This window comes from Haloarcula sp. KBTZ06 (genome assembly GCF_048595605.1).
Classification (GTDB): Archaea; Halobacteriota; Halobacteria; order Halobacteriales; family Haloarculaceae; genus Haloarcula; species Haloarcula hispanica.
Map to the genome: position 1 here is coordinate 138,299 of NZ_CP184339.1, position 21,792 is coordinate 160,090.

Sequence of the window (21,792 nt, forward strand, 5' to 3'; positions counted from 1 at the left end):
AGACAGTATCATCGCGGTCAATATCGAGCAATGACGGCAATATCCGTGACCGTTCGGTTGCAGATGAAAATAATCAGTACAGAGAGCCGAGCCAGCAACAGATCCGCTGCCGACTGATAGGGAATAGTATCCAGCTTTCGACATATATTTATCCGATAGCTATCATCTCTCAGTGATGGCTTCTCGCAGGTCAGTGTGTCTTGAAGAGATGGTATGGCCGGAGATAGAATCTGCCCTCGACAACGGAACACGGACGGTTATCATCGCTGTCGGCTCGATCGAACAACACGGCCGACACCTGCCACTGAACATGGATACGCTGGACGGGGACGAACTCTCGCGCCGAATGGCGGCCGAAATGGGTGATGCTCTTGCCGCCCCCACAATTCGCCCCGGATGTTCGGGACATCATATGGAATTCCCCGGCACAATAACCGTGCCACCCGAGACATTGATGGATGTCATCCGGTCGTACTGCAGATCCCTCGACACCCATGGCTTCGAACACATCGTTCTCGTCCCGACTCACGGTGGAAACTTCGGGCCGGTCAAAACCGTGGCTCCTGACATTGCACGTGAACTCGAAGCCTCGGTGATCCCGCTCGCTGATCTCGACGAACACATGCAGTTGCTGAATGAGGGTCTCAGCAAGGCCGGTATCGAGTACAAACAGGATGTAATCCACGCCGGGGCCGCCGAAACAGCGATTGTGCTGGCCATCGATGAGGGTCTTGTCAGGACGGAGAATATCGAACCCGGGCCTGAAGGTGACATTTCGCCGGCTCGGCTGCTAAGTGAAGGGTTCAAATCAATCACCGAAAACGGTGTCCTCGGTGATCCGACAGCGGCGACCACCGAGGCCGGAGAAGCGATTATCGAGAACGTCGTCGAGGCGTACGTCGAGGCAGTCGAGACCGAACGCAACGCAGTGTAGTCGAAGGCGTGAGAGTGTGTGTCCACTTTGGCGCTGGCTGAGAGAAGACGGATACCAGCAGGCCTCGCCGATGCATACTAGTTTGTGACTACGACTCGAATACACGTCAACACCTGAGTGCGTACGTGGCAATCTCGCAGGCTGTCTCAGATTGTTCCGGTGGGAGCGATGCCGTCTCAGCTATGGGCCAGAACACGGCTAAAAACGAGCGGTCTCCACGTTACTGGCACGTATCCCACAGCTTGGCTGTGTCGTCACTCGTCGGTCTCGCGGCGGATCATGGCTGTCGCCTCGTATGAAATAACCAGTTCGTCGTCCTGATTCAGTCCTTCGTGCCGGGTGGTGATGTACCCACGACTCGGGTCGCTGTCGGAGGGTCGCTTGTCGATGATTTCGGTTCGTAGTCGTAGCGTGTCACCGGGTTGGAGCGGTTGATGCCAGCGGAGATCGTCGACACCGACGCCAGCCTGTGTTGCCATATCCTCGCTGTTCTGGACGTTGAGACGCATACAGATCGCGGCGGTCTGCCACCCGGAAGCGACTAGCCCGCCGAAGACGGAGTCCTTCGCTGCGTCCGCATCGGTGTGGAACGGTTGCGGGTCGTACTTCTCGCCGAATTCTACGATCTCGGATTTCGACACAGTGTATCCATCGGATTGTCGTACGTCGCCAACCGAAACATCCTCGTAAAGTTTCATACGATCATGCACAGGGTGCACAAACAAAAAACCGGCGCGATCACCGACAGAATGCAGTTCCGTGGGTATGGCAGCAATACCGGATTCAGGAATTATTGCGATGCGTTCGAGAGTCGCTGGCGAACAATATGCAGTAAGCCAAAGCGGCGAACAAACCCTCTCGGTGGTGCCGTGCTCAGAATAGCAGCGGATTCAAGCGCGGCGTACTTAGCTCGAACTCAGTCGGTCGCTCCAGTTTCCGCTCGTAACTGCGACGGCGAGGGCAACAGTGCCGACCACAGCGATAAGCGCTCGGCCGCCGAGTCCCAGCGACATCCCAGCGAGCGACGCGAGCGTGTTCGTCAGCAGGAACAGCACGACGACGGGGAGGACCCAACTGACCGTCAGGAGCCACGGCCTGGCCAACCACCCGAAGCTTTCGGTTCCGGCGCGGAACTCCGCCAGCGCTTCCCCGCGCAGTAGCCAGCCGACGATGACGGTGAACGCGAACAGTCCGACGGTCAACATTAGGTCTGCGAGCGTGCCGGAGACGAACTGGAACACTGGGCTCGTGAGTGCCAGCCCGCTCCCGGTGGCCGCAAGCAGGACCGAGACCAGCACCGTTGCCCGGCGTCGCGGGACGCCGAAGCTATCGACGAGCGTGGCGACCGGCGTTTCGAGCAGGCTGATACCGCTGGTCACCGCGGCCATCAACACGGTCGCGAAAAACGCCGTCGCGACGAGTTCCCCGCCCGGAAGCGTCGCAAAAGCCGTCGCGAGCGCGACGAACAACGCGCCAGGGCCGCCCTGTCCGGGGTCGACACCCTGGGAAAACAGCAGCGGAATGACGACCAAGCCGGCGAGGACACCGATGAACGTGTTCGAGACAGCGATGACCAGCGTATCTCGCGGAAGGGATGCGTTGTCGTCGAGATACGAGGCGTACGTCAGCATTACCCCAGCGCCGAGCGAGAGCGTGAACAGCGCCTGGCCCGCCGCTGGCCCGATAACGCTCAGGAAGTTGGCGGCGAGATACTCGGCGTCGAAGCTGAGATAGAACGCGTAGCCGGCGGCCGTACCCGGCTGGGTGGCCGTCCATACCGCGAGGCCGAGCAGGATTAGCACGACGCCGGGCAGCATCACCTTCGAGACGCGTTCGATACCGTGGCTCACGCCGAAGAAGACGATCCCGGCGACGCTCCCGAGAAACAGCAGGTGAAAGGCGACCGCTTCGAGGCCGAAGCTCATTGCCCCGAAGTACTGCTGGGGCTGCCCGAAGTACGCCCCGACCGGCGAGACCAGGGTGTAGCGAAGGATCCACCCGCCGACGACAGAGTAGAACGAAAGGATGACGAGCGTCGTGAGGACGTTGAACGCGCCCAGCCACGACCCCCAGCGGGAGCCGGTGAGCGAGCGAAGCGCCGCGGTCGGCGTCTGTCGGCCACAGCGTCCGAGGACGAACTCAGCGAGCAGTCCCGGGACGCCGATGCCGACGACGACGAGCAGGTAGACGATGAGGAACGCGCTGCCACCGTTCCCGGCGGTCAGCCACGGGAACCGCCAGATGTTCCCGAGGCCCGCGGCACCGCCGACGGCGGCCAGCACGAAGCCGAGGTTCGATATCCATGAATCACGATCGGACATTCGTGTACACGTCTGTACAGTGGGTACTCAAATCCCTGTTGATTCGGTTGCTTGCCCGTGATTATGAAGTTATCAGATAGACAACAGCCAGGCCCGTATGCCGACTATGCCACAGCAGTCCGTATCGACTGCCAGCACACCAGCCACCTGGCGCGAAAATCCCGTAATCCGCCTCAGACCGCGAGGTACTCCGCAATCGCGTCCTCGTCGGCGATTGTCGACGGACCGAGTTCATCGACGACCGTCCCGCGCTCCATCGCGTAACAGCGGTCGGCCATCTCGCGGATGACCCCGAGGTTCTGCTCGACGAACAGAATCGTCGTCCCGAGGTCCTCGTTAATCGTCTGCATGTCCTGGCTGATTTGGTCAACGATAGATGGCTGGATGCCCTCGCTCGGTTCGTCAAGCAGGAGCAGGTCGGGGTTCGAGACCAGTGCCCGGCCGATGGCAAGCATCTGCTGTTGTCCGCCCGAGAGCGTTCCGGCTTCCTGGCCCGCCCGCTCTTCGAGGACTGGGAAGTAGTCGTATATCTGGTCGTACAGCGTTTCGTCGCTGTCAGACCGGATGGTCTCACCCATTTTGATGTTCTGTTCGACGGTCAGCTTGGGGAACACGTCCCGGCCCTGCGGGATGTAGCCGATACCCGCCCGTGCACGCTCATCGGCGCTCGCGTGGGTCACGTCGGTGCCGTCGTAGCTGATGGTCCCTTCGCTGGGCTCCAGCAAGCCCATCACCGTCTTCAGGAGCGTCGTCTTGCCGACGCCGTTTTTCCCCATCACCCCGACGATTTCTCCCTCCTCGACGGAGAGGTCCACATCCCGCAGTATCGGCGTTGTGTCGTAGGCTGCAGAAACCTCGTCGAGTTCGAGCATCACGACTCACCCCCCAGATATATCCGCTGGACCTCGGGGTCCGACTCTATCTCCTCGATTGGCCCTTCACGGAACACCTCGCCGTTGTGCAGCACAGTCACTTCTTCGGCGATGTTCGCGACGAAGTCGGTGTCGTGTTCGATGACGACGAAGGCGATGCCTTGCTCCTCGTTGAGCCGGGTGATCCGCTCAGCGATGGCTTCGCGCTCGGCCACGTCGAGGCCGGCGACCGGCTCGTCCAACAGGAGGAGGTCGGGTTCGAGCGCGGCGGCCATCCCGATTTCCAGTTGCTGTTGCTGACCGTGTGAGAGCTGGCCGGCATCGACGTCCTCGTAACCGGTGAGCCCCGCGGCCTCGATGGCCTCGGCGACCAGCCGCCGTCGCTCCTCCCCGTCGGCGAACTGCTGAACGGGAAGCCTAACGTTCTCTCTGACACTCAGGTCACCGTAGACGGACGGGACCTGGAATTTCATACTGATCCCGCGTGAGATCCGCTCGTGTGGGTCGAGATCGGTGATGTCGTGGCCGTTGTAGTAGATACTGCCATCGGTCGCCTCGTAGGACCCGGTAATCAGGTTCAGCAGTGTCGACTTGCCAGCGCCGTTGGGACCGATGAGACAACGTAGCTCCCCCTCGGCGACCGAGAAGTCCACGTCGTCCGTGGCGGTGAACCCGCCGAACTGCTTGACGAGGCCGTCGGTCTGTAGCAGCGTCTCTGATCTGTCTCCCGTTGCCAGCTCCGCCGCAGTCTGTCGAACATTCGGTCCGAGCGAATCGATGTCGGATTCGGTTTCAGTATCACTCATTAGTCACTCACCTCACTCGACGCGTCGGGTGCGTCAGCCCCGCCGGCCTCGCCCGGACCGAGCCGGGCGTCGACGATCTGCTGGTGGACCCACGGGACGAACCCGCCGGGGAGCACCAGAATCGTCACCAGCAACAGGGACCCCAGCAGGACCAGCGCCAGCTCTCCGGCCATCGAGATGCGGAGGTATTCGACGCCCAGCGTGGCGACGACGGCCCCGAGCAGGCTCTTTCGGCCGCCGAGGCTCACCCAGATGACCGGCAGCGTCGCGAACAGCAGCGAGAACACGGTCGGATCGATGTAGACGTTCCGTGCGGCGTACAGCACGCCGGAAAGGCCCGCCAGCGCGCCCCCGAGCGTGAACACGACGAACTTGACGCGGGTCACGTTGTAGCCGAACATCTCGGTCCGGTCCTCGTCCTCGCGGACGGCGACCATCACGCGGCCGTAGTCCGAGTTGACCAGGGCGCGCAGCCCGAGGTACGCCCCGACCAGCAACGTCAGCACGAGGTAGTAGAACGGGCTGATCTCGACCGCCCCGATGCCGATTATCCGCATCGGGAACGGGTTGTAGATGAACTGGTAGGACGCCCCGCCGACGCCGAGGGTCAACAGGGGGATGTCCGGCATCCCGTTGAAGCCGCCCAGCGCCGCCTCGCCGATGGCCCACTCGGACCCGGCGGTCTGGGCCATGAACGTGTGCAGCACGATTGTCGAGACGAGCGTGATGATGGTCACGTAGACGTCGCGCACCCCGCCGTAGAACATGAAGTAGCCCAGTATCGCCGCGCTGACGCCACCGCCGACGATGCCGGCGATGACAGCAGCCGTGATACCGCCCGGGGTCGCATAGTTGATCGAGACGACGCCGAACGTGTAGGCCCCGATGCCGAAGAAGACGACCTGGCCGAAGCTCAGCACGCCCGAGTAGCCCCAGACGACCGACAGCGAGAGCCCCAGCAGGGCCAGTACCATGAACAGCGACAGCTGGGACCCGTCGCCGAACAGCGGGTAGACCGCAAGCGCCGCGACGGCGACGAGGAAGCCGACCCAGAACCCCCGCGAGTCGCCGATGGTGTTCGGCCCCTCGAACCGACTGCGGAGCCGACTCGGGAGCGAACTGTTCGCCTCGCCGTGTGCAGTGTCTGTCGACATTTACTCGCTCTCCTGTCTCCGTTTCCGTAGTTGTTCGATGAACCCGGTGATGCCGTCGGGGAGGAACCGCAGCGCGACGAGCGCGGCCACGAGCAACGCGATGCGGCCGATGAACGTCCCGTAGAGGTTCGAGAACACGGCCAGTATCGCCCCGAGGACGCCCCCCGACAGCGCGGTCCCGAGGACGACGCTCGGGCCCCCGACCACGACGGCGACGAACGACTCGACGAGGAACTGGTCCCCGAGCGTCGGCCGCATCGTGACGACCGGCGCGAAGAGCGCGCCCGTCAGTCCCGCCAGTGCCGACCCGATGCCGAACGTCAGCATGTACATGCGCTCGGTGTTGACGCCCATCGCCTGTGCGGTCTCCTTGTCCTGTATCGTCGCCCGGGCGCGCATCCCGAAGTCGGTCCGGGTGAACAGGTAGTAGGTGGCGACGAGCAGCCCGATGCTGACGCCGGCGAGGACGATTCGGTACGTCGAGTAGGAGAACGCACCGTACTCGATGGGGCCAAAGGGCGTCGAGAGGCCGTCGATGGAGTTGCCGTAGGCGATTCGGGTCCCCTGGGTCAGTATCAGGCTGAGCCCGAACGTGGCGACCATCGAGTCGGCCAGCCGGTCGTACAGCGGCTCGATGATGTCACGGCCGAGGGTCCGCTGGCTGACCCAGTTGGGCCACGCCCCGGAGATGATGACCCGCTCGGTCAGAATCCCGAACAGGCCGGTGACCAGGCCGCCGGCGACCATCGCCACGACGAGCGGGAGGCCGAGTTGCGTCACTGCCAGCGTCGCGGTGTAGGCACCGATGAGGATGAACTCCCCGTGCGCCAGGTTGATGACGCCCATGATCCCGAAGATGATGGCCAACCCCGCCGCGGCGAGCACGATGAACGCGAAGCTATCGAGGAACTGTAACGCGAGGTTGATGCCGTTTACCATCCCTATTCGGCCTCCTCGTAGTAGTCGACCGGGGTGTACTGGGTCTGTTCCGGGTTCTCGGGGAGGTTACAGCCGGCCGTCTCCGAGAGGAACGTTTCGGGTATCTGGCGGTTCTCGACGGCTTCGACGTTGTGTTCCTCGTCTGCGCGCATGATCCACATGTGGTGGTCGACGTGGTGGGTCGCACCATCGAGACGGATCGTCTCACCCTCTGGCGCTTCGGGTGCCTCTTCCGTGCCGAGTTCGATCCCCGACTCCAGGGCGTCGATGACTTCCGGCTGTTCGGTGGTGCCGGCCTGCTCGACGGCCTTCTTGTACATGTACGTCGAGAAGTAGTTGGTCTCGGCCTCCTCGTTGAGGTACGGCGCGTCGGGATACATTTCGAAGTACCGGTCGACGAAGCCGCCGTCGCCCGTGTTGCTCTCGGTCGGTACCTCCTCCATGTAGTTGACGCCGGCGTAGATATTGGCCATCGCCGGGGCGTCGAGCCGTCGGTGCTCGTATCCCTGTGCCATCGCCGTTGACGTGCCGATAGGAATGTCGAGGCCGGCCGAGGCCTTCTGTTCGTAGAACGACGTGTGGTTCGCGCCAACGAGCATCGACATCACGAAGTCCGGGTCGGCCTCCTGAATCCGGTTGATGGTCGACCCGAAGGAGGACTCGCTCAGCGGGATGAACTCCTCGCCGAGGACGTTCGCGTCGTTTTCGTTGGCCAGCACCTTCACCCAGTCCGCGGAGAGCTGGCCGAAGTTGTAGTCAGCCGCGATAGTGTAGATGTCCGGGCCGAACTCCTCGACCAGGTACGGGAGGACGATGCCGAGTTGCTGGCGCGCGGTCGGGCCGACCGCGAAGGTGAACTCGTCGCAGACGCCGCCCTCGTACTGGGTGGTGTAGAAGTACAGCTGTTCGTTGCGGTCGATTATCGGCCGGATGGCCTCCCGGGTCGCCGAGGAGTAGCCGGCCCACAGCGCGTCGACGTTCTCCTCGTTGATGGCCGTTCGGGTGAGTTCCTGATAGCGCTGATTGTCCGACTGTGGGTCACGCTGGAACGTCTCTATCTGCATTCCGTCGATACCGCCGTTGGTGTTGATTTCCTCGATAGCGAGCATCGACGCCTTTGCTTTCGGGTCGCCAACGAGGGCGAAGTTCCCGGACTGATCCTCGAGGACGCCGATTTTGAGTGTCTCGGCGCTGCTCGCGGTATCGGTCGAAGTTCCACCTTCACCGGCCGAACAGCCGGCGAGGCCAGTGACGAGTGCGGCCCCGCTCGCGCCGAGGAACTGGCGCCGACTGACAGACGGACGACTCATGCTTTCACCACCAGTTTCTGATTGTTGTTGGAGCTATTATACCCACATTCCTTGTTCATATCTCGTCCTTTGTTCGTGATATCCGAACGTTCGTCCATGATTTCGATCACAGTGTTGCCGTCCGGGAGGGGGAAAATAAGGTTTACCACTCTTATCTTATATTGTCCGCCATACAGTCTGGAGAGTATAAGGTCGTCAAAGGATATGACGAATAGGCATCGAAATCACTAGAATTGGCGTGCAAATTTGCATTATTTAGTAATTTTAGCATGTTTCTAGTCAATGCGGCAAAAATAGAAAATAATGGTATTTTTCCGTCGCAGCGGTTTGTCTTGCCGCAGTCGGCGAGTTTTGTGCTCTTGTCCCTCCAAATCGCCCGTCATATTCTCGCCCGCGCTACAGGAGCCACCTATCGTCGGCACTGCCAGCAGACTGGACGTGAGTCGTGTTGGCTTCGGGAAGTAGGACAATTCGATAGTCGAACCCCTTTATGTAGGGCCGAAACTTTAGCATTTAATCCGGTTCTCGATATAGAGGCGTCACTTGCGCAGAGAGCAATCATTTTAGTATGTGTATTCAAAGAGAAGGGCAGATGATAAACAAACAGTCAGAAATACTCGAGGCGGTGGCGCGATGAGCGATGGACTCGTGCCCGGTGAGGTCATCCCGGGTGAAGGGACAGTGACGCTGAACGAAGGCCGAGAGACGACGGAAGTGACTGTCGGGAACACCGGCGACAGACCCTCGCAAGTCGGGTCGCACTTCCACTTCTTCGAGGCTAATGCGGCCCTGGAGTTCGACCGCGAGGCGGCCATGGGGATGCGGCTGAACATCCCTGCCGGCACGGCTGTCCGGTTCGAACCTGGTGACGAGCAAACGGTCGAACTCGTCGAAATCGGTGGGAAGCGACGCGCCCACGGGATGAACGGACTTGTCAACGGGAGCGTCGACGGCGATACGGGCGACGCGGTCGAACGCATGCGGGCGGCCGGGTTCCGGGACACCGGGGCCGACGGCGACGAGGAGGGAGCGGAGTGACACGCGACATCGACCGCGAGAACTACGCCGAGCTGTACGGGCCAACGACGGGTGACAAGGTCCGCCTGGGTGACACGGAACTGTTCGCCGAAGTCGAGGACGACCTGCGGACCCACGGCGACGAGGCGGTGTTCGGCGGCGGCAAGACGCTCCGCGACGGCCTGGGAATGGCTCCCGGCATCACGCAGGCGGAGGGCGCGCTCGACTGGGTGCTGACGAACGCGACGATAATCGACCCCGTTCTCGGTATCGTCGCCGCCGACATCGGCATCCGGAACGGCGAGATCGCCGGCATCGGGAAGGCCGGGAACCCCGACACGATGGACGGCGTCGACATGGTCGTCGGCCCGTCGACGGACGTCTACCCCGCCGAGGGGAAGATTGCCACCGCTGGCGGCCTCGACATCCACATCCACTTCAACTCCGCACAGCTCCACGAACACGCGCTCTCGGGCGGTATCACGACAATGCTCGGTGGCGGGTACGGCGGCGGCGCGACGACGACCACGACCGGCCCAGAGAACGTCAAACGCTTCCTGCAGGCCGCCGAAGCGTGGCCGGTCAACGTTGGCTTCTACGGGAAGGGCAACGCCTCCGACCCCGGCCCGCTCCGCGAGCAGGTCGAGGCCGGTGCCTGCGGGCTGAAACTCCACGAAGACTGGGGGTCGACGCCCGAGACGATCAACACCTGTCTCGAAGTCGCCGAGGACGAGGACGTGCAGGTGTGTATGCACACGGACACGCTGAACGAAGCCGGATTCCTCGAGAACACGTTCGGTGCCGTCGACGGCCGGACCATGCACCTGTTCCACATCGAGGGCGCGGGCGGCGGCCACGCCCCGGACATCATGGAGATGGTCGGCGAGCCGAACATGCTGCCGTCGTCGACGAACCCCTCGATGCCCTACACCGACAACACGTTCGATGAACATCTGGACATGGTAATGGTGTGTCATCACCTCAACCCCGACGTGCCGGAGGACGTGGCCTTCGCCGAGTCCCGCGTTCGCGCAGAGACAATCGCCGCCGAGGACGTGCTTCACGACATGGGCGCGATATCGATGATGACCTCCGACTCGCAGGCGATGGGCCGGATGGCCGAAGTCATCCCGCGGACGTGGCAGACGGCCTCGAAGATGAAGTCCCAGCGCGGCCCGCTCTCCGAGGACGAGGGGACCGGCGCGGACAACCACCGCATCAAGCGCTACATCGCGAAGTACACCGTCAACCCAGCTATCAGCGCGGGCATCGAGAAGCACGTCGGAACGCTCGAACCCGGCAAGCTCGCCGATATCTGCCTGTGGGACCCTGCGTTCTTCGGCGTCAAGCCGGCGATGACGTTCAAGGGCGGCTTCCCGGTCCACTCGGAGATGGGCGAGGCCAACGGGTCGTTGATGACCTGCGAACCGATTCTCCAGCGGGAACGCGCTGGCGCGGTCGGCAAGGCCAAACACGCCCTCTCGCTGTCGTTCGTCTCGCCGGCGGCCGCCGAGGCCGGCATCGGCGACGAGTACGGACTCGACTCCCGTGTCGTTCCAATCGAGGGCGCTCGCACGCCCGGCAAGGACGACATGGTGTACAACAGCTACTGCCCCGACGACATCGAAGTCGACCCCGAGACCTTCGAGGTCCGGGTCGACGGTGACCACGTCACCTGCGAACCGGCTTCCGAACTCCCACTCGCACAGCGGTACATGCTATGAAACTCACAGCCAAAGAACAGGAACGACTCACGGTCTTCACCGCTGCAGAGGTCGCGCGGCGGCGCAAGGAACGCGGCGTCCCGCTGAATCACCCCGAAGCGGTCGCCTACATCAGCGACTGGTGCATCGAGCGCGGCCGGGACGGCCAGTCGGTCGCCGAAATCCGCTCCGGCGCGTCAAAGCTGCTCGGCCGCGAAGACGTGATGGACGGCGTCCCGGAGATGATCGACATGATTCAGGTCGAGCCGGTGTTCCCCGACGGTACGAAACTCGTCACGGTTCACGACCCGATTCGCTCCGACAGTGTCGGGTCGGCCGACGACGATGCACCTGAGGGAGAGACGGCGACCAATGGCGGAGACTCAGCGGGGACAGACGAATGAGCCTCACACACCGCGACGTGGCGACGGTCGGTATCGGCGGCCCGGTCGGCTCCGGAAAGACCTCGCTGCTGACCGCGCTCGTCCCGAAACTGCGCGAACAGGGCCTGGACGTGGGCGTCATCGCCAACGACATCCTCACCCAGGAGGACGCCGACGTCCTGCGCGAACGCTTCGCTGGGGTCGTCCCGGAGGACCTCGTCGCCGGCGTCGAAACAGGCGCGTGCCCGCATACGGGCATCCGCGAGGACCCGTCGATGAACCTCCAGCAGATCGACTCGTTCCTGGCTGACCACCCGGAACTTGACCTGGTGCTGGTCGAGAGCGGCGGCGACAACCTCGCGGCGACGTTCAACCCCGAACTCGCCGACTACTCGCTGTACGTCATCTCGGTCGCGGAGGGGGAAGACATCCCTCGAAAGCGCGGGCCGGGAGTGGTCGATTGTGACCTGCTCGTCATCAACAAGACGGACCTCGCGCCCCACGTCGGCGTCGACCTCGACGTGATGGAGCGGGACGCCGACGAGGTCCGGGACGGGCCGGTCGTCTTCACCAACTGTAAGGACGAGACGAACATCGACGAGGTGCTGTCACACGTCCGCGAGGGGGTGCTGTTCGCCTGATGGCCGCCGACGCGCCCCATCCGGCGTTCGAGGTGTATGCGACCGAGGCCGTGCCACAGGCCGCCGTAGGGTCGCCGGGGAAAGACGGCGTGCTCGAACTGACCTTCGAGCGGACGGCCGACGGGACGACCCTGGTCCACGACTACGCGACGGTCCCGTTCCACATCTCGGGGACGCTGGGGCACGACCCCCATCCCGACGCCAACACCGTCTTCGTCCAGTCGCCGACCGGCGGCGTCGCCCAGGGTGACCGCCACGACGTGTCGATAACTGTCGGAGACGAGGCTGTCGCTCACGTCTCGACTCAGAGCTCGACGAAAGTCCAGACGATGACGTGTAACTACGCCGCCGCCGACACGACCCTCAGCGTCGGCGCCGGCGGCCACCTGGATTACGTGCCGGAGCCGACGATACTCCACGCCGATTCAAGATACGTGCAGGAGATGACGGTAGACCTGTCGCCCGGCGCAACCGCCGTCGTCAGTGACGTAGTTGTCCCTGGACGCCTCGCTCGGGGCGAGCGCTTCGACTTCGAGCGATATCTCTCCCGCGTGCGCGGGACCGGGCCTGACGGACTCTTGTTCGAGGACGCAACTCATCTGACGCCGGAAGACAGGGACCCGACAGTACCCGGCGTTCTCGGCGAGTTCACCGTCTACGGGACGACGTTCGTCCTCGCGCCGGACCACGACGAATCCGAACTGAGTGACGCGCTACATGCGGCCGTCACCGACGACGAGGCCCGGGCCGGTGCGACAGCGCTCCCCAACGGGGCCGGCGTCGCGGTCCGTGCTCTGGGCGACCGGGCCGAGACCGTCCAGGCGACGCTCCACGCCGCGTGGGACCACGCCAGACGGGAGTTGCTGGGCTCGCCTGCACCGTCGGGGAGGAAGTACTGATGCTGGTCGCAGACACCCGTCTCGGCCACCGCGACGACGATGCTATCGCCGAGACCGTGGATGCGTCGGACCACGCAACAGTCGTGCTCTCGGACACCGAGCGCCAGCGCTCGCGGGTCCGCACCGAGACGACAGACGGCCGGGACCTCGGTATCGTTGTCGCCCGCGACCTCGCGGACGGCGACGTGCTGGAAGCCGAGGACGGGACACTAGTCGTCGTCGAACTCGCCGCAATCGAGGCCCTCGTGCTCGATTTCGCCGACAGCGAGGTGTCACCGACCGCGGCGCTGGAACTCGGGCACGCAGTCGGGAACAGACACTGGAACCTCGCAGTCCGCGGGCGAGAGGCCCTGTTTCCCGTGACCGACTCGAAGGAACGGAAGGAGACGACTGTCGCCGAACTGCTCCCCGGGGACGTGCCGACGCGGTACGAGCACGTTCCGCCGACGACGTTCGACGATGACAGGGTCGGTCACACCCACGGCGACGGGACCGGCACGCACGACGGCGGCGGCCACAGTCACGGCGGTGCGGGCCACGCCCACGACCACGGCGTCCGGACTATCGATGGGGGCGACCAATGAGCGACGCCGCAGCGCTCGAATCGTTCCGGCTCGCGGACTCGTTCCTCCCGGTCGGGACCTACACCGTCTCCTACGGACTGGAACAGTTCATTCAGGACGACCGGGTCGAAGACGCGGCAGACCTCGAAGCGCTCCTGTCGACGTACCTCCGCCAGCAAGTCGGACCCGCCGAACTCGTCGCGCTCCGGGCTGCACACGCCGCCGCAGCCGATGGGAATTTCGAAGCGGTCTGTCGGGCCGACCGGCGGCTTTCGGCCGTGACGCTGGCCGCGGAGTTCCGCGAGAGCGCCCAGCAGTCCGGCGACCGACTGCTCTCGCTTCAGACAGAACTGTGTGAGGAGGCGCTGCTGGACCGCTACGCCGAACGCGTCGACGCCGACGAAGCGCCCGGCAACTACGCCGTGGTGCTCGGCGTTGCGACAGCCCTGGCCGATGTGGCTGTCCGTGACGCCTGCTTGCTGTGCTGTCACGGGTTCGTCACCGGACTGTTGGGGGCAGCCCAGCGCCTCCTCTCGCTCGGCCACACGGACGCCCAGCGAATCCTGGATGACCTACAGCCGGTGATGACGGCCGCAGTCGACGATAGCGCGGATCAGGGGATAGACGAGATGACACCGTTCGCACCGCTGGTGGATGTGCTGGCCGCCGAGCACGAACGTGCGGAGCGGCGGCTGTTCGCCAGTTAACGGCCGACCCACGACGGCGGAATCCCTTGACCCGGAGGGTCCGAGTTGCACTCGGCCAGAGCAGAAATGACGTGACCGGTAGCCAGTTCTGTTATTCGGCACTCGCAACGAGCAGGAACGTCTCCGGTCGCACCGCCTCGAACTCGATTGTGAATCCGTGCTGGCGGAGCGCGTCCGTTGCCTCAGTAGCGGAAAACCGCTCGTCGACGGGCGGGCCGTTGCGACCACTGCCGGAGGCCGCCCAATCGGCGATGGCGAACGTCCCGCCTGAGTTGAGCACCCGTGCGACCTCGTTCAGCGCCCCGTCGCTAGCGAATTCGTGGTACGTCATCGTCGAGAACGCCCCGTCGAGACTGCCGGTATCGAACGGGAGGTCGTCGACCGCACTCGTCACGAGGTCGACGTTGTCAGGGACGCCTTTCTCCCGATAGTAGTCGTGCATCGCTTCCTGGATGTCGACAGCGTACACTGATTCGACGGCCGGTGCGATGTCGTCGGTGTAGAACCCGGTCCCGCTCCCGAGGTCCGCGACCGTCTCGTCACTCTCGGGTGAGAGCGCCCAGTGCAACTCTTCTGCAGAGAGTGAGCGGTACCGTTGCTGAGCGTCTTCGAGTTTGTCGGCCCGGCCGGCGTCGAACGTGTGATACCCCATGTTAGAGGTTCCGGAACGCCTCGTCGACGATTTCGCCGGTGTCGGCGACGATGTCCGCCATCTCCTCGTTGTCGGGAGCCATCCCGACGAGGCGGGCGATTCGCATAATCGAGACGTGATAGACGCGCTGTTGTCCGGGTTCTTCCTCCCAGATGACGACGTTACAGGCCATGAGCGCACCGAGTTTGTTGTCTGTCGCATCGAGAGCGCGGTCAGCGACTTCGGGGTTACAGGCCCCCAACACGTAGTAGGGGTCACGGTCCGCATCGATCTTCTCGTTGAGCATTTCGGAGGGCGAGAACTCGACGGGGACACCGAACCCGGCGTCGGTGAACACGTCTCGGACGTGTTCGATGGCGTCTTCGTGGCTCATTTCGAGCGTCGCCTGTTGTTCGCCGATGTCTTCGGGGTCGATCTGGCTCGGGTCGATTGGGAGTACCATTCGTGTGTTGTATTGTGCCTACAGAGCAAAGTCTCTTCGGATACGGTGTCGAAAGGACGGAGAGAATTTTCGAGTACCGGATCGAGAAGTGGGGTCGCCACTCGTCGATATTGCAACCGTAGCTCGTCGGCGGAGTATGTCTTGTTATGTGGTACGTCGGAATCGATGTGGCTATCAAATGGCTAGTAAAGTACGCCATTACCGACCACTTCCACGGGTACTGAGGCAATTCTACCTGTGAACCCCACACGATAGGCCACACCGACTTGTTGTCATATATGAGACTGGCCGGCCCCGGTTACCGTTTGAGAGAACCGACGGCTGTGACGCCGAGGGTGAGAATCGACTGCTGGTCAGATCACACTCTTGACTTTCGTATAGACTCCCGCAGTGCAACCCAGTATTGCAAAGGATGTACAAAACAAATAAGTCGATCCGGTCCGAATGTCGGAGTGATGACTGACGAGCTAGAGGAGATCAGACGACAAAAACTGGACGAGCTTCGTACCCGGGGTGAGTCGGGTAGTACCAACGAATCTGAATCAGGAGACCCCTCTGAGCCGATTACGGTCGATGGAAAAGCCGAGTTGTCCGACACGACTACCGATCACGACGTGGTTCTGGTCGACTTCTACGCCGACTGGTGTGGGCCGTGCCAAATGCTCGAACCCGTCGTCGAAACCGTCGCGGCCGAGACCGCCGCGACAGTGGCGAAAATCGACGTCGACGCGAACCAGGAGCTCGCCGCCGAGTACGGCGTTCGAGGAGTCCCGACGCTGCTTCTGTTTGCCGACGGGGAGCCGGTCGAGCGACTCGTCGGAATGCAGGACGAATCACAACTGCGTGCCGTAATCGAAAAGTACGCGTGATTCGGGCGGTAGCGAGTTTCCCTGAGAGAAACGGAGGCAAATCCCGTCTTACAAGCGTGGGGGACTCGTAGCGGTTCATCTGGACTCCGTTCTGTAGTCGTTTCTCTCCACGGCCGGGCTCCACGTATAATACTACACAGTATTGTAATATCTGCGAAATACTTTTGCGCACACTGATTCTATTATAAGATATGACGTTGGTTTTCACCCACCCAGAAACGGCCTGGACGACAGCAAAGGACGTTAACGGTATATTCGGCCACACATGAGTCCCGCTGTTCCCCTCACCTACGTTCGAGACCGCCGCGAGGAACTGGTCACACTCGCCCTTGACCTCCTGGCGATAGACACGTCGAACCCGCCCGGGGATACGCGTGCGATTGTGACCGAGATCGAGGGATTCCTCGACCCGCTGCCGGTCGACGTCAAGCGGTTCGCAGTCGACCCGGCGAAGCCGAACCTCCTCGTTGGGATTCCCGGTGAGTCGGACCGAACGCTGCTGTACAACGGGCATCTCGATACGGTTCCCTTCGAGGCCGACGCATGGACTCACGCTCCGCTCGGCGAGCGCGTCGAAGACCGCGTGTATGGCCGCGGCGCGACCGATATGAAAGGTGCCGTGGCATCGATGCTGCTTGCCATCCAGGCTTTCGCCGCAACCGACGCTGAACCGCCTGTCACGCTCCTGTTTGCCTTCGTGAGCGACGAGGAAGTGGGCGGTGACGCCGGCCTTCCCGCACTGTTGGAGTCCGGGAAACTCGACGCGGACGCGTGCGTGATCGGCGAACCGACCTGCGAGGCGGGCCGTCACTCCGTCACGGTTGCTGACCGGGGCAGCATCTGGTTGACACTCGAAGCCAGCGGCGAGGGGGCCCACGGTTCCCGGCCGATGCTGGGCATCAACGCGGTCGACCGACTCTACGACGCCGTCGAGACGCTGCGGGACCGCTTTGGTTCTAGACGACTCGATATCGCCCCCGAAGTGGAACCGATCGTCGACGAGTCGGTCGAATACTACGCCCCGTCGCTGGGCGAGGATGTCGCTCATGATCTGTTCCGGTACCCCTCTATCAACCTCGGTGTTCTCGAAGGCGGCGATGCGATAAACAGCGTCCCGCAGTCCGCCCGCGCCGAAATCGATATCCGACTGACCGCCAGGGTGGAGACGCCCGACGTGCTCTCGGAGATCCGGTCCTGTGTCACCGGCTGTGAGGGGATTACGATTACCGATGTCTCCTGGAGCGTCGGGACTGTCGAGGAGTCCGACAGCCCGCTCGTCGAAGCGGTCACGTCGACGGCGGCGGACGTCACAGGTGAACGCGTCTTCCGACGGAGTGCCACGGGCGGCGGCGATGCCAAGACGCTCCGGAACGCGGGCATTCCGACCGTCGAGTTTGCGCTCGGGACCGATACCGTCCACACCCCCGACGAGTACGTCCCGGTCGATGTGCTCGTCGACAATGCAGCCGTCTACACGAGACTGCCGGCAGTGTGGGCGTCACAGACAGCACCGTAGCAGTCCGTTGCGGTGTGATTTTGTCGGCGCGACTGCTCTGGTGGCCGCCGTGCATCGAGTAAGACTTAGGTAGATGTATTGCGTATTTGTGGGTATGGAGAACAATATTGGAGCGACTGATAGACTGACCCGCATCGCTGTTGGCCTCGTGCTGGCAGTTGCTGGACTGGCGACGCTCGGCGGTCTGCTGGGCTTCGGAACGACGGTCGGCGCGGTCGCGACACTGCTTGGTGTCGTCCTCGTCGCGACTGGCCTCGTCCGGATGTGCCTCCTGTACCGACTGCTGGGTATCGACACGTCGGGTTCCCGCTAGGGATGGACCGGTTCCAGAACACCGGCCAGCCCGACTGGGACTGGTGGGGCAAACTCTGGCCGACGCCCGGCGCGACGCTCCGGACACTCGGTGTCGCGTCCGGCGAGTCAGTCGCCGAGGTCGGCTGTGGAAGCGGGTACTTTGCGCTCCCAGCCGCCCGCATCGTCGAGCCCGAGCCGGTGTACGCGCTCGATCTGGATGCGGCCCTCCTCGACGAACTCGAAGATCTCGCCGACCAACAGGAGATCGAGAACGTCGTCCCAATCCACGGCGATGCTCGGAACCTGCCTTCGGCGCTCACTGCCCGCGTCGACACGCTCATGATAGCAAACACGTTGCACGGCGTCGACGACCAGTCCGGCTTTATCCGACAGGCCTTCCGGGCGATTGAGGCTGGCGGGAGCCTACTCGTCGTAAACTGGCACGACCGTCCGCGCGAAACCACGACCGTTGCGGGCGAACCGCGGGGGCCACCGACAGCGCTTCGGATGACACCCGAGGAAACCGAGGACGCAGTGCTCTCAGTGTCGGAGTTCAGGCGTGATCGGCAGGTCGAACTGCCGCCGTACCACTACGCCCTCGTGTTCACCCGATAGAGATAGCGGCGCGCTCCCGGCGGTTCCGTACTCGCCGTACGATCGATACGCTTGCTCCACTGCGCCGGACTCATCTGTTTTCACAATCTTGGAATTTACGCACAATACTAATACAGGTGAGCCCCAACTAACTCCTGTGAGACTCCCATGACTGACATCGAACCCGACGAAACCGTCGACGCCCGAGGCGCGGCCTGTCCCGGTCCGCTGATGGACCTCATCGGACAGATCCGAGATGCCGAAGCCGGTGACGTGGTTCGGCTCCTGAGCGACACCGACCAGTCGCTCACCGACGTTCCGGAGTGGGCCGAAGAGGCCGGGAACGAACTGCTCGCCGTCGAGGAACTCGACGAACACAACGCGTTCTACGTGGAGAAAGCATGACCGAGCACGTCGTCATCGTCGGTGGTGGGACCGGTGGCACCGTCCTCGCGAACGACCTCGTCGACCGACTGGACGCCGAACTTGCCGCCGGTGACGTCCGCATCACGCTGATTAACGACGGGCCCGACCACGTATACAAGCCGGTCTGGCTGTACGTGCCGTTCGGACAACGCGAACCGGACGACGGTCGGCGACCGCTCGACGAGCTCGTCGGCGATGCCGTCGACCTTCGAATCGACCGCGTGACCGAAATCGACACCGAAGCCCAGCGACTACGGTTCAGCGGCACCGCTCCGGCAGTCGACTACGACTACCTCGTGCTGGCGACCGGGTCGACGCTAGAGCCCGAACGGATACCCGGCCTCGCGGACGGTGGGCACGATTACTACAGCGAGTCGGGCTCGACCGCCCTCCGTGACGAACTGCTTGGGTTCACCGAGGGGCACCTCGTGTTGAGCGTCATCGGGTCGCCCCACATGTGCCCGGCGGCACCACTGGAGTTCGTCTTCATGGCCGACGACTGGCTCCGCGAGCGCGGGCTCCGCGACGACGTCGACATCACCTACACATACCCGATCCAGCGCGTCCACGGCAACCCCCATATCGCCGAATGGGCCCGACCGATTATGGACGAACGCGGCATCGAGGTCGAGACGTTCTTCAACGCCGAGGAAGTCGACCCGGATTCGGAGACGCTCACCTCGATGGAGGGGACCGACCTCGACTACGACCTCCTCGTGACGATTCCGCCCCACGGCGGTATCGACCTCATCGAAGAGGCGGGGCTCGGCGACGACGGCTGGGTCGACGTCGACAAGCACACGCTCGAAGCCGAAGCCGCCGAGAACGTCTACGCGCTCGGCGATACCGCCGATACCGGCGTCCCGAACGCTGGGAGCGTCGCCCACTACCAGGCCGGCGTCGTCGGGCAGCGCCTCGCCAGTGAAATCCGCGGCCGTCCGGCAACAGCGACCTACGACGGGAAGACGCTGTGTTTCATCGAAACGGGGATGGACGCGGCGTCGTTCGTCGAGTTCGACTACGAGAACCAGCCGTCGCCAGCGCCGCCCTCTGAGAAACTCCACTGGTCGAAGCTGGCGTACAACGAGTCCTACTGGCTCACCGCACGGGGGTTGCTCTGACCATGTCCGGGGAACAGGTCTCCGAGCAGACCGACCTCGAAGCGGCAATCCAGCAGAACCCCGAGGCCGTCGCAGAGTTCGTCGAACACCTCGACGCCGTCAACGAGTTGCTGGACGTGCTCTCGCTGGGCGAGAGTGCGCTCTCCGACGAGATGGTGCGTGAGCTCTCGGCCACCGGCTCGACGCTCGCCGAGTCCGCAGACGGGCTTGCGACCGACGAGACCGTCGCCCTGGCCGAGACCGTCGGTGAGAACGGCGACGAGTTGCAGGACGCGCTCGAAACCCTGCTCGTGCTCCAGCGAAGCGGCACGCTCGACGAACTAGCCGAGCTCGCTGAAGTCGGATCGCTGGCAACCGCTGCGCTCGACGACGAAATGGTCACGTCGCTGGCTGGCACCGGTGCCGCGCTCGGCGAAGTCGCACAGACGGCAGCAGACGACGACACCCGCGACGGTATCGAGACGCTACTGGCGGGCCTCGGTGAAGCGGAGCGCGAACCGGCCGAGCCGGTCGGCCCCGTCGGATTGCTTCGCGGGCTACGCGACCCGGACGTTCAGTACGGGCTCGGCTACTTGCTGGCGCTTGCCGGCGCAGTCGGCCGTGAGCGCGCCGAGGAAAAGACAGAATAGTTGTCTGCCGCAGCTAGCTGTGCGCGATTGGTCGTTTCAGACAAGAAGTTGGATGTCGGCGTCGGCCATGTCCTGCAGCGCTGTCGCAGCGCCGACACCGGTGGTAACGCCGTCGTAGAAGTCGGCCTCGTCGTAATCCATCAGGTCGATGGTCATCTGGCAGGCCTGGAACTCCACGCCCATATCGAGGCTCGTCTCCAGCAGCTCCTCAATCGTCGCGGTGTCGTTGTTCGCGATGCGCTTTTCCATCATCTTCGTCGTTACGCGGTCCATGCCGGGAATCGCGGCGACCGCGTTCGGCATCGGCATATTCGGATTCCCGACGGAGCTCAGTTTGAGGTTCTTCGAGCGTTCCTCGTGGAGGATGTCTAGCCCCCAGAACGTGTGGAAGACAGTCACCTCGTACCCGAACGCAGCGGCGGTGCTGGCGAGGATGAGCGGGGGGTACGCCATGTCGAGCGTGCCCTTCGTCGCAATGATGCTCATCTTCTTCGTGTCGTCCTCGCTCGTGGCCTCCGCGAGCGCGTCTTCCAGTTCGTCGACGCGGGCGGCCAGCTCCGCACGCGAGGGCGTGTCGTCGGACGCCGCGTCTGGTGTGTCCGTGCTCATCGTTACTCCGTCTTGCGGACGTAGTGCTTGTACACGTCGTCGCCCTCCTCCTGGTCGACGAGTTCGACGCCCTCAGTACCGGCCGCCCAACCGTCGATGTCGCTCATGCTGCCCGGGTCGGTCGCTAGTACTTCGAGGACGTCACCCTCGGCGAGGTCGTCGGTAGCCGACTTCGTCTTCACCACTGGCATGGGACACGATGCACCTTTCACGTCGAGCGTCTCCGCGATATCGAATTCAGCGTTCATTGGTTATTCGCTCCGTTGAGTTGTCTTGGAGCTAACGCACAATACCGCCCGGTCAAGTAAAAGATTGTCGATTCTTGTGAGTTTAGCAAACAACTACTCACCTAATTTCCGGCCTCAAATGCCCTATTATGCTAATTCAGGCC

At 63.1% G+C, this 21,792-nt stretch carries 26 protein-coding genes; 15 read left to right on the forward strand and 11 right to left on the reverse strand.

What is annotated here, in order from left to right; all coding sequences use genetic code 11:
* The first annotated feature begins 175 nt into the window (after positions 1-175).
* Positions 176-934, forward strand: a complete 759-nt coding sequence (locus ACNO8S_RS17235) for a creatininase family protein (protein WP_044952791.1) — start codon at positions 176-178, stop codon at positions 932-934.
* 254 nt (positions 935-1,188) lie between these two features.
* Here ACNO8S_RS17235 and ACNO8S_RS17240 read toward each other — a convergent pair whose 3' ends face one another.
* The 7 genes from ACNO8S_RS17240 to ACNO8S_RS17270 all read right to left on the reverse strand — a co-directional run bounded on the left by ACNO8S_RS17240 (position 1,189) and on the right by ACNO8S_RS17270 (position 8,336).
* Positions 1,189-1,632 carry a MaoC family dehydratase gene (locus tag ACNO8S_RS17240; RefSeq protein ID WP_129756328.1) on the reverse strand — a complete coding sequence of 148 codons (444 nt, stop codon included), beginning with the start codon at positions 1,630-1,632 and terminating at the stop codon, positions 1,189-1,191.
* A 207-nt stretch (positions 1,633-1,839) separates the two neighbouring features.
* On the reverse strand, positions 1,840-3,255 hold the full coding sequence (locus tag ACNO8S_RS17245) for a sodium-dependent transporter (RefSeq protein WP_420182980.1): 1,416 nt from the start codon (positions 3,253-3,255) through the stop codon (positions 1,840-1,842).
* 173 nt (positions 3,256-3,428) lie between these two features.
* Complete coding sequence (locus tag ACNO8S_RS17250) at positions 3,429-4,127, reverse strand: ABC transporter ATP-binding protein (RefSeq protein ID WP_151147564.1); 699 nt, start codon at positions 4,125-4,127, stop codon at positions 3,429-3,431.
* Positions 4,127-4,933, reverse strand: a complete 807-nt coding sequence (locus tag ACNO8S_RS17255) for an ABC transporter ATP-binding protein (protein ID WP_420182981.1) — start codon at positions 4,931-4,933, stop codon at positions 4,127-4,129. Before ACNO8S_RS17255 ends, ACNO8S_RS17250 begins: the two co-directional genes overlap by 1 nt.
* On the reverse strand, positions 4,933-6,087 hold the full coding sequence (gene urtC, locus ACNO8S_RS17260; RefSeq protein WP_420182982.1) for an urea ABC transporter, permease protein UrtC: 1,155 nt from the start codon (positions 6,085-6,087) through the stop codon (positions 4,933-4,935). Before urtC ends, ACNO8S_RS17255 begins: the two co-directional genes overlap by 1 nt.
* Positions 6,088-7,026, reverse strand: a complete 939-nt coding sequence (gene urtB, locus ACNO8S_RS17265; protein WP_014031074.1) for an urea ABC transporter, permease protein UrtB — start codon at positions 7,024-7,026, stop codon at positions 6,088-6,090.
* A gap of 2 nt (positions 7,027-7,028) precedes the next feature.
* Positions 7,029-8,336 carry an urea ABC transporter substrate-binding protein gene (locus tag ACNO8S_RS17270; protein ID WP_420182983.1) on the reverse strand — a complete coding sequence of 436 codons (1,308 nt, stop codon included), beginning with the start codon at positions 8,334-8,336 and terminating at the stop codon, positions 7,029-7,031.
* A gap of 633 nt (positions 8,337-8,969) precedes the next feature.
* Between ACNO8S_RS17270 and ACNO8S_RS17275 the strand changes: the two genes are divergently transcribed.
* The 7 genes from ACNO8S_RS17275 to ACNO8S_RS17305 are packed head-to-tail and all read left to right on the forward strand — an operon-like array spanning position 8,970 to position 14,249.
* Complete coding sequence (locus ACNO8S_RS17275; RefSeq protein ID WP_064289084.1) at positions 8,970-9,374, forward strand: urease subunit beta; 405 nt, start codon at positions 8,970-8,972, stop codon at positions 9,372-9,374.
* The gene (ureC, locus tag ACNO8S_RS17280) at positions 9,371-11,077 is read left to right on the forward strand and encodes an urease subunit alpha (protein ID WP_420182984.1); all 1,707 of its coding nucleotides are present in this window, start codon (positions 9,371-9,373) and stop codon (positions 11,075-11,077) included. The genes ACNO8S_RS17275 and ureC overlap by 4 nt, the downstream gene beginning before the upstream one ends.
* Positions 11,074-11,460: an urease subunit gamma gene (locus ACNO8S_RS17285; RefSeq protein WP_014031070.1), complete on the forward strand. Its 387-nt coding sequence runs from the start codon at positions 11,074-11,076 to the stop codon at positions 11,458-11,460. Before ureC ends, ACNO8S_RS17285 begins: the two co-directional genes overlap by 4 nt.
* Positions 11,457-12,080: an urease accessory protein UreG gene (gene ureG / locus ACNO8S_RS17290; RefSeq protein WP_050038356.1), complete on the forward strand. Its 624-nt coding sequence runs from the start codon at positions 11,457-11,459 to the stop codon at positions 12,078-12,080. The genes ACNO8S_RS17285 and ureG overlap by 4 nt, the downstream gene beginning before the upstream one ends.
* Positions 12,080-12,979: an urease accessory protein UreD gene (locus tag ACNO8S_RS17295; RefSeq protein ID WP_420182985.1), complete on the forward strand. Its 900-nt coding sequence runs from the start codon at positions 12,080-12,082 to the stop codon at positions 12,977-12,979. The genes ureG and ACNO8S_RS17295 overlap by 1 nt, the downstream gene beginning before the upstream one ends.
* A complete protein-coding gene (locus tag ACNO8S_RS17300; protein ID WP_151147542.1) occupies positions 12,979-13,563 on the forward strand; it encodes an urease accessory protein UreE in 585 nt (194 codons plus the stop codon). Before ACNO8S_RS17295 ends, ACNO8S_RS17300 begins: the two co-directional genes overlap by 1 nt.
* Complete coding sequence (locus ACNO8S_RS17305; RefSeq protein ID WP_014031066.1) at positions 13,560-14,249, forward strand: urease accessory protein UreF; 690 nt, start codon at positions 13,560-13,562, stop codon at positions 14,247-14,249. The genes ACNO8S_RS17300 and ACNO8S_RS17305 overlap by 4 nt, the downstream gene beginning before the upstream one ends.
* Positions 14,250-14,340: 91 nt before the next feature.
* On the opposite strand, the gene ACNO8S_RS17310 is transcribed toward ACNO8S_RS17305, so the two are convergent.
* Together ACNO8S_RS17310 and ACNO8S_RS17315 are read right to left on the reverse strand one after the other, a co-directional pair.
* Positions 14,341-14,901, reverse strand: a complete 561-nt coding sequence (locus ACNO8S_RS17310) for a class I SAM-dependent methyltransferase (RefSeq protein ID WP_420182986.1) — start codon at positions 14,899-14,901, stop codon at positions 14,341-14,343.
* Between the two features lies 1 nt (position 14,902).
* On the reverse strand, positions 14,903-15,343 hold the full coding sequence (locus tag ACNO8S_RS17315; RefSeq protein WP_014031064.1) for a DUF302 domain-containing protein: 441 nt from the start codon (positions 15,341-15,343) through the stop codon (positions 14,903-14,905).
* A 455-nt stretch (positions 15,344-15,798) separates the two neighbouring features.
* Between ACNO8S_RS17315 and trxA the strand changes: the two genes are divergently transcribed.
* The 7 genes from trxA (at position 15,799) to ACNO8S_RS17350 (ending at position 20,792) form a co-directional block, all read left to right on the forward strand.
* The gene (gene trxA, locus ACNO8S_RS17320) at positions 15,799-16,212 is read left to right on the forward strand and encodes a thioredoxin (protein ID WP_014031063.1); all 414 of its coding nucleotides are present in this window, start codon (positions 15,799-15,801) and stop codon (positions 16,210-16,212) included.
* Between the two features lie 265 nt (positions 16,213-16,477).
* Positions 16,478-17,728, forward strand: coding sequence for a M20 family metallopeptidase (locus tag ACNO8S_RS17325; RefSeq protein WP_191449099.1), 1,251 nt, complete (start codon positions 16,478-16,480; stop codon positions 17,726-17,728).
* Between the two features lie 94 nt (positions 17,729-17,822).
* Complete coding sequence (locus tag ACNO8S_RS17330; RefSeq protein WP_008311830.1) at positions 17,823-18,041, forward strand: YgaP family membrane protein; 219 nt, start codon at positions 17,823-17,825, stop codon at positions 18,039-18,041.
* A gap of 2 nt (positions 18,042-18,043) precedes the next feature.
* A complete protein-coding gene (locus ACNO8S_RS17335; protein WP_420182987.1) occupies positions 18,044-18,637 on the forward strand; it encodes a class I SAM-dependent methyltransferase in 594 nt (197 codons plus the stop codon).
* A gap of 147 nt (positions 18,638-18,784) precedes the next feature.
* On the forward strand, positions 18,785-19,021 hold the full coding sequence (locus ACNO8S_RS17340) for a sulfurtransferase TusA family protein (RefSeq protein ID WP_420182988.1): 237 nt from the start codon (positions 18,785-18,787) through the stop codon (positions 19,019-19,021).
* Positions 19,018-20,163, forward strand: coding sequence for an NAD(P)/FAD-dependent oxidoreductase (locus ACNO8S_RS17345; RefSeq protein WP_420182989.1), 1,146 nt, complete (start codon positions 19,018-19,020; stop codon positions 20,161-20,163). Before ACNO8S_RS17340 ends, ACNO8S_RS17345 begins: the two co-directional genes overlap by 4 nt.
* Positions 20,164-20,165: 2 nt before the next feature.
* Positions 20,166-20,792, forward strand: a complete 627-nt coding sequence (locus ACNO8S_RS17350; RefSeq protein ID WP_151104196.1) for a DUF1641 domain-containing protein — start codon at positions 20,166-20,168, stop codon at positions 20,790-20,792.
* A 36-nt stretch (positions 20,793-20,828) separates the two neighbouring features.
* On the opposite strand, the gene ACNO8S_RS17355 is transcribed toward ACNO8S_RS17350, so the two are convergent.
* Together ACNO8S_RS17355 and ACNO8S_RS17360 are read right to left on the reverse strand one after the other, a co-directional pair.
* The gene (locus tag ACNO8S_RS17355; RefSeq protein ID WP_050038361.1) at positions 20,829-21,401 is read right to left on the reverse strand and encodes a DsrE/DsrF/DrsH-like family protein; all 573 of its coding nucleotides are present in this window, start codon (positions 21,399-21,401) and stop codon (positions 20,829-20,831) included.
* Between the two features lie 2 nt (positions 21,402-21,403).
* Positions 21,404-21,649, reverse strand: a complete 246-nt coding sequence (locus ACNO8S_RS17360) for a sulfurtransferase TusA family protein (RefSeq protein WP_014031056.1) — start codon at positions 21,647-21,649, stop codon at positions 21,404-21,406.
* Positions 21,650-21,792: the final 143 nt, after the last annotated feature.